7 protein-coding genes are annotated in these 6,668 nt (G+C 69.1%); 4 read left to right on the top strand and 3 right to left on the bottom strand.

What is annotated here, in order from left to right; all coding sequences use genetic code 11:
- Both ABS45_RS17365 and ABS45_RS17370 read right to left on the bottom strand, forming a co-directional pair.
- The coding region (locus ABS45_RS17365; RefSeq protein WP_291558187.1) for an acyl-CoA dehydrogenase family protein at nt 1-945 on the bottom strand (945 nt) is incomplete at its 3' end.
- A 49-nt stretch (nt 946-994) separates the two neighbouring features.
- Entirely contained in the window at nt 995-1,714 is a 720-nt protein-coding gene (locus ABS45_RS17370; protein ID WP_291558190.1) for a TetR/AcrR family transcriptional regulator, read from the bottom strand.
- A 408-nt stretch (nt 1,715-2,122) separates the two neighbouring features.
- Between ABS45_RS17370 and ABS45_RS17375 the strand changes: the two genes are divergently transcribed.
- Genes ABS45_RS17375 through ABS45_RS17390 form a run of 4 tightly spaced genes read left to right on the top strand, consistent with a single transcriptional unit; the run spans nt 2,123 to nt 6,330 of the window.
- Nucleotides 2,123-3,046, top strand: a complete 924-nt coding sequence (locus tag ABS45_RS17375; protein ID WP_291558193.1) for a mechanosensitive ion channel family protein — start codon at nt 2,123-2,125, stop codon at nt 3,044-3,046.
- Nucleotides 3,047-3,101: 55 nt separating this feature from the next.
- Entirely contained in the window at nt 3,102-4,319 is a 1,218-nt protein-coding gene (locus ABS45_RS17380) for a cation:proton antiporter (protein ID WP_291558197.1), read from the top strand.
- A gap of 16 nt (nt 4,320-4,335) precedes the next feature.
- Nucleotides 4,336-5,451, top strand: coding sequence for a YbdK family carboxylate-amine ligase (locus ABS45_RS17385; RefSeq protein ID WP_291558202.1), 1,116 nt, complete (start codon nt 4,336-4,338; stop codon nt 5,449-5,451).
- Nucleotides 5,452-5,457: 6 nt separating this feature from the next.
- Nucleotides 5,458-6,330, top strand: coding sequence for a gamma-glutamyl-gamma-aminobutyrate hydrolase family protein (locus ABS45_RS17390; protein ID WP_291558205.1), 873 nt, complete (start codon nt 5,458-5,460; stop codon nt 6,328-6,330).
- On the opposite strand, the gene ABS45_RS17395 is transcribed toward ABS45_RS17390, so the two are convergent.
- Nucleotides 6,246-6,668, bottom strand: a 423-nt coding sequence (locus ABS45_RS17395) for a DUF429 domain-containing protein (protein WP_291558208.1), incomplete at its 5' end; no start/stop codon positions are given. The genes ABS45_RS17390 and ABS45_RS17395 overlap by 85 nt on opposite strands.

The following is a 6,668-nucleotide window of genomic DNA, read 5'->3' on the forward strand; positions in this document are numbered from 1 at the left end:
CGAGTTCTGGTAGGCGACCTCCATCAGGCCGAGCGACTGCATGCCCACGCCGATGCGCGCCGCGTTCATCATCACGAACATCGCGTTCAGGCCCTTGTTGGGCTCGCCGACGAGCCAGCCCGTGGCGCCCTCGAGCGTCATCTCGCAGGTCGCGTTCGCGTGGATGCCCATCTTCTCCTCGAGCCGTGCGCAGCGCACGCCGTTGCGCGCGCCGGGCGAGCCGTCGGCGTTCGGCACGAACTTCGGAACGATGAACAGCGAGATGCCCTTGGTGCCGGACGGCGCATCGGGCAGGCGCGCGAGTACCAGGTGCACGATGTTTTCGGCCAGGTCGTGCTCGCCCGACGAGATGAAGATCTTCGTGCCGGTGATCCGGTAGCTGCCGTCAGGCTGCGGCTCGGCCTTCGCGCGCAGCAGGCCGAGGTCGGTGCCGCTGTGCGGCTCGGTCAGGCACATCGTGCCGGTCCACTCGCCCGAGACCAGTTTCGGGATGTACAGCGCCTTCTGCTCGGGCGTGCCGTGTGCGTGCAGGCAGTCGTAGGCGCCATGGGTGAGACCCGGGTACATCGACCATGCCTGGTTGCCCGAGTTCATCATCTCCTGGAACGCGATACCCACCGCAACCGGCAGCCCCTGCCCGCCGAACTGCGGATCGCAGGTGAGCGTCGGCCAGCCGCCGGCCTTGAACTGCTCCCAGGCCTGCTTGAAGCCCTTCGGCGTCGTGACCACGCCGCCCTCCGACCAGTGGCAGCCCTCCTCGTCGCCGCTGCGATTGAGCGGGAACAGCACTTCGGCGCAGAACTTGCCTCCTTCCTCGACGACCTGGTCGATCAGTTCGCGGTTGGTCTCGGCATATGGCGGCATCGCCTTCAGGGTGCCCTCGACGTCGAGCAGTTCGTGCATCACGAACCGGATGTCGCGCAGGGGTGGGGTGTATCGAGCCATGACTGCTACTCCAGCTTCGAAGCGATAGGGTGAAAGGAGGGGGTCGAGTTCATCGTCCGGTCTTTACAGTGCGAACGTTCGTGCGCTTTTTCGCTGGCGCCGGACGCGCCGTCTGCCGGTACGAGTCGACCAGCCGGTCGAAGCTGCGGCGCGCGCGCACCACGGCATCGGGGCTGCCCAGCAGGCGGCCGTCGTGGTGCAGCACCAGGATCACGCCGTACAGCTGGAACAGCAGTTCCTGCACGTCGAGGCCGACGGGCAGGTCGCCCGTTTCCACCGCCTGCTGGATCGCCCGCGACAGTTCGCGCTGCCACGAGCGCACCATGGCGACGAGTTCCTCGCGCACCGCGCCCGGCCGGTCGTCGTATTCGGTGGCGCCGGAGATCCAGATGCAGCCGCGCGCCGCCTCGATCGCGGTCCGATCGATCCAGCGCTCGAAGATCGCTCGCAGACGCGGCAAGCCGCGCCTTTCCTTCAGCCCCGGCAGCAGCACCTCGTCGACGAAGCGCCGTTCATAGGCCTTGAGCACGGCGATCTGCAGGTCCTCGCGCGAGCCGAAGTGCGCGAACACGCCGCTCTTGGACATCCGCATCCGCTCGGCCAGCGCGCCGATCGTCAGGCCTTCGAGCCCGTCGCGCGCGGCCAGTTCGAGCGCCGTCTCGACGATCGCGGCGCGCGTCTGTTCCCCCTTGCGCGGCGCCCTCGGGGGACGGCGACGTGCAAGTGCCGACGATTCGATCGCAGCGAACGGTGAACTGGCCATGGTCATTTCCGAACGATCGTGCTTTTCCGCGAGCCTAACCCAAACCCGACAGGCGCGGACCGTCGAACGCCCGCGGTTAGGGGGGAGGCTCTAATGGTGCGGCGCAGCGCTACAGGAGTCCCCGCGCCGATGCCGTTTCCGGGATGCGCAGGGGGCGCAGGTATAATCTTTGATCGACGCCCGAAGTCGCCGTCGAATCAATCCGTGGCGCCCCCGGCCGGGGGCGCTCCAGCATCGGGCATTCGTATTCGCCACGCTGCGACCCCTCGCGGCGGCGGTACGTCCTCCGCCGTGCCGCGACACCGCAACGGCCGGCCGCAAGACTCGCCGTGCTCCGCGTCCTCGTCCCGGACGCGCGATCGCAGACGGCGCCTGCAAGGGTCGCCCGGGCGACCCGAGGAAGGGAGATGAAGCATGCGGGAGCAGTGGCTCGAACTGACATCGTGGATCGCGCCGTACGCGGCCGAGTTGAGGCTGGTCGCTTCGCTCGTCGGCGTGCTGCTGATGGCGTTCGTGCTGCGCCACGTCGTCAATCGCCTGCTGCGGCGCTTCTTCGCCGGCGTGTCGGGCCGCGCGCCGTCGGTCGAGGAACGACGCCGCGTGGAAACGGTCGGCAAGGTGATGCGCCACACCTCGTCGGCGCTGATCATGGTCGTGGCCGTGCTGGTGATGCTCAACCAGCTCGGGATCTCGATCGCGCCGATCCTCGGCGCCGCCGGCGTCGTCGGCATCGCGGTGGGCTTCGGCGCGCAGAGCCTGGTCAAGGACGTCTTCGCAGGCTTCTTCCTGCTGGTGGAAAACCAGGTCCGCGTCGGCGACGTCGTCGAGATCGCCGGCAAATCGGGCGTCGTCGAACAGCTCAGCCTGCGTCGCACGAAGCTGCGCAGCTACGACGGCAGCGTTCACTACGTTTCGAACGGGCTGATCACGACGGTGACCAACATGTCGACCGAATTCGCGTTCGCGGTGGTCGACATCGGCGTGGCCTATCGCGAGGACGTCGACCGCGTCTTCGCGGTGATGCGCGAGACCGCCGAGGCGCTGCGCGAGTCGCCCGACTTCGGGCCGAAGATCATCGATGGCCTGGACATCGCCGGTGTCGACCAGTGGGCCGAGTCGGCAGTGATGATCCGTGCGCGGATCCGCACGCAGCCGCTGGACCAGTGGAGCGTGCGCCGCGAGTACCTGAAGCGGCTGAAGGCGGCGTTCGACCGCGAAGGCATCTCGATCCCGTTCCCGCATCGCACGCTGATGGTCGAAGGTGGCTCGAGCGCACCCGACGTGGCGGGGAGCATCGATGCCGGCATGCGGTCCGGCCGCGCGGCAAGGGCGTCGTGAGCCCGCGCCCGCCCGGGCGACGTTCCCCGCCTGCACACCTGCGGAGATCCCGAAGATGACCGGCGACAATCGCTCCGACCTGTTCTTCCTGCCGTCCTGGCCGCCCACGCCCGATGTCCTGCTGTGGGTGTCGCTGACGATCGTCGTCGCCGGGTTGCTCGGCGAGTTCGTCTTCCGCACGCTGAAGCTGCCGCGGGTGATTGGCTACGCGGCCGTCGGCACGGCGGTGTCGGCCTTCGGCCCGGGCATCGGCGGCGCCGCACTCGAGCCGGGCCTGCGCCTGATCGTCGACCTGGGGCTCGCGCTGCTGCTCTTCGAGCTAGGCGCGCGCATCAACCTGCGCTGGCTGCGCGCCAACCCATGGCTGCTCGCGAACAGCCTGGCCGAAGCGGTGCTGAGCTTCGTCGCGGTCTACCTGACGCTGGTCTACCTGGGCACCGAGGCGCGCGTGGCAGCCGCGATCGCCTCGATCCTGGTCGCGACCTCGCCGGCAGTGGTGATGCGCGTCGCTTCCGAATTCAATGCGTCGGGGCAGGTGACGGAGCGGATGATCGTGCTTACCGGCCTGAACACCTTCTATGCGGTGCTGGCTTCGAAGTTCGTCGTCGGCTGGCTGCATGCCGAGTTCGCCGGCAGCTGGTTCCGCTCGATCGCGCACCCGCTGTACCTGCTCGTCGGCTCGGCCGTCGTCGCCGCGCTGCTCGCCTGGTGCGTCTCGCTGATCGCTCGGCGCCTCGACCTGCGCAACGAGAACTCGGCACTGCTGCTGCTCGGCATGATCCTGCTGGCGCTGTCCCTCACGAAGATGGCCAACCTGTCGACGCTGCTGGTGCCGCTGCTGGCGGGCCTGATGCTTCGCAACAGCACCGAGCGGCCGTGGATCTGGCCGCGCCACTTCGGCACCGCCGGCGGCGCGCTGGTGCTGCTGCTGTTCGTCATCACCGGATCGGTCTGGTCGGTGGACGCACTGATGACGGGCGCCGCACTCGGCGTTGCGGTGATCCTCGCCCGGCTCGTCGCCAAGACGCTGGCCACGGTCGTCCTGGGAAGGCCCAGCGGCATCTCGATGCGGCAGGCGCTGGCGCTGGGGTTCGCGCTGATGCCGATCTCGGGCGCGGCGCTGGTGATGATGGCCGACCTGCAGACGGTCTATCCCGAGTTCGCAGCGCAACTGACAGGCATCGTGTTCAGCGCGGTGGCCGTGCTGGAGCTGCTTGGTCCGATCGCGGTGCAGGCGGCGCTGCGATACGTGAACGAAGACAAGATCCGCTGACCCGACGGAGACGCCCATGCCGCTGGAAGCCTTCGCCGAATCGCGCGCGCTCACGCTCGGGGTCGAGCTCGAGCTGCAGATCGTCGATACCCACGACTACGACCTCTCGCACGGGGCGCGCGACCTGTTGCGCCTTGTCGCCCGGCGCAAGCTGCCTGGCGAAGTGAAGCCCGAGATGACCGACAGCATGATCGAGCTGTCCACCGGCGTGTGCGCCGACTACGCCGAGGTCCTGGGCCACCTGCGCGAAACCCGCGACGCGCTGGTCGAATGCGCCGGCAAGCTCGACATCGGCCTGTCCGGAGGCGGCACGCATCCGTTCCAGGACTGGAGCCAGCGGCGCATCTTCGACACGCCGCGCTTCCACATGCTTTCCGAGCTCTACGGTTACCTGTCGAAGCAGTTCACGATCTTCGGCCAGCACGTGCACATCGGCTGCCCGGGCCCGGACGCCGCGCTGGTGCTGCTGCATGGCCTGTCGCGCTTCATCCCGCACTTCATCGCGCTGTCGGCCTCGTCGCCATTCGTTCAGGGCACCGACACGGGCTTTCACTCCGCGCGGCTGAACTCGGTGTTCGCGTTCCCGTTGTCGGGCCGCGCGCCGTTCACGCTGACCTGGGACGAGTTCACCCGATTCTTCGACAAGATGACCCGCACCGGCGTCGTGCAGGGCATGAAGGACTTCTACTGGGATATCCGGCCGAAGCCCGAGTTCGGCACGATCGAGGTGCGGGTGCTCGACACTCCGCTCACCATCGAGAAGGCCGCCGCACTCGCGGCGTACATCCAGTGCGTGGCGCGGTGGCTGAGTTTCGAGCAGCCGTTCCGGCCGGCCGAGGACGACTATCTCGTCTACACCTTCAACCGCTTCCAGGCCTGTCGCTTCGGCTTCGACGGCACCTTCGTCGATCCGCAGACCGGCGAGCACCGGACGATCCGCGACGACATCGCCGCGACGCTCGCAGCGGTCGAGCACCACGCGATCGAACTCGGCGCCGAGGACGCCTGCCGGCGCGTGCGCGACGACATCGGCACGCTGGGCAACGACGCGACCTGGATCCGCAACACCTACGAGCACGAGCACCTGCTGCCCGAGGTGGTTCGCCAGCAGTGCCTGCGCTGGAGCCGCTGACCGTCCATGGCTCCCCGGCCGCTGAAGATCGGCCTGTCGGCGCGGCTGATGCACGCGCCGCCCAGGGAGCTGGGCTTTCGCGGCAAGACGCTGCAATACCTGGAGCAGTCGATCGCGCACTGGATCATGTCGCACGGGGCGATCGTGCTGATGATCCCCACGCTGGGCGCCGATGCCGGCGTGACCCGGCGCGGCATCTCGATGCGCGCCTACGTGCGCGAGCTCGATGGCCTGGTGCTCCAGGGCGGCGCCGACGTCAGTCCGCGCTCGTACGGCAAGCAGCCGATGCGCGCCGACTGGGCCGGCGACATCGTGCGCGACCACTACGAAATGGAGCTGCTGCACGAATTCATGGCGCAGGGCAAGCCGGTGCTGGGCATCTGCCGCGGCGCGCAGGTGCTCAACGTCGCGCTCGGCGGCACCCTGTTCCAGGACATCGCCACCCAGTGCCCCGGTGCGATCCGGCACGTCGACAGCGACCTCTACGACGAGTTGCAGCACGAGATCCGCTTCGAGCCCGGGTCGCGCCTGGCCGGCCTGTACGGCGGGCTGGCGGGCGCGCAGGTCACGAGCATCCACCACCAGGCGGTCGACCGGCTCGGCAGCGACCTCGTGGTCGACGCGCGCTCCAGTGCCGACGACATCGTCGAGGCGATCCGCTGGCGCGGCGCCGGCTATGCGATGGGCCTGCAATGGCACCCGGAATTCCACGGCCACGCGCGCGGGCTGCTCGACAGCGCGCCGATCGTGCTGGATTTCCTGGCTGCGCGAATCGCCCGAGGGCTGATGCGGCCTCAGGCGGCGCGGTCGGCGTCGGCGTCGGCGGGCACCGACACGATCCACCCCTCGACCGGGTCGACCGACTCGGGCAGGCCGTAGCGCTGGCCGCGGCGCTGCCAGCCCCAGGCCGCCTGGACGAGGCAGAGCACCGCGTCGAGCAGGTCGCCGGCCGGTTCCGCGATGCAGGCCTCGCGCAGCGCGGCATCCAGAAAGAGCGGCAGCCCGAACCGGTGGTCGCCGCGCTCGAGCCGCGCAACGATGCGCGCACGGGCCTCGCGCCGATCGGGCGTCTGCCGTGCGCGATCGTCGGCCTTGTACGAGCAGCGCCCGATCAGCGTGCGCGCCACGAAGCCCGGGTAAGCCTCGAGGACGACCCGCCCCGGGTCGCCGGCGTGCAGGCCCGGCAGGTCGACGCCTGCCGCCAGCAGCCGCGGCGC

Origin of the sequence: Comamonas sp. SCN 65-56 (assembly GCF_001724135.1) — a bacterium.
Taxonomy (GTDB): Bacteria; Pseudomonadota; Gammaproteobacteria; order Burkholderiales; family Burkholderiaceae_C; genus Comamonas_C.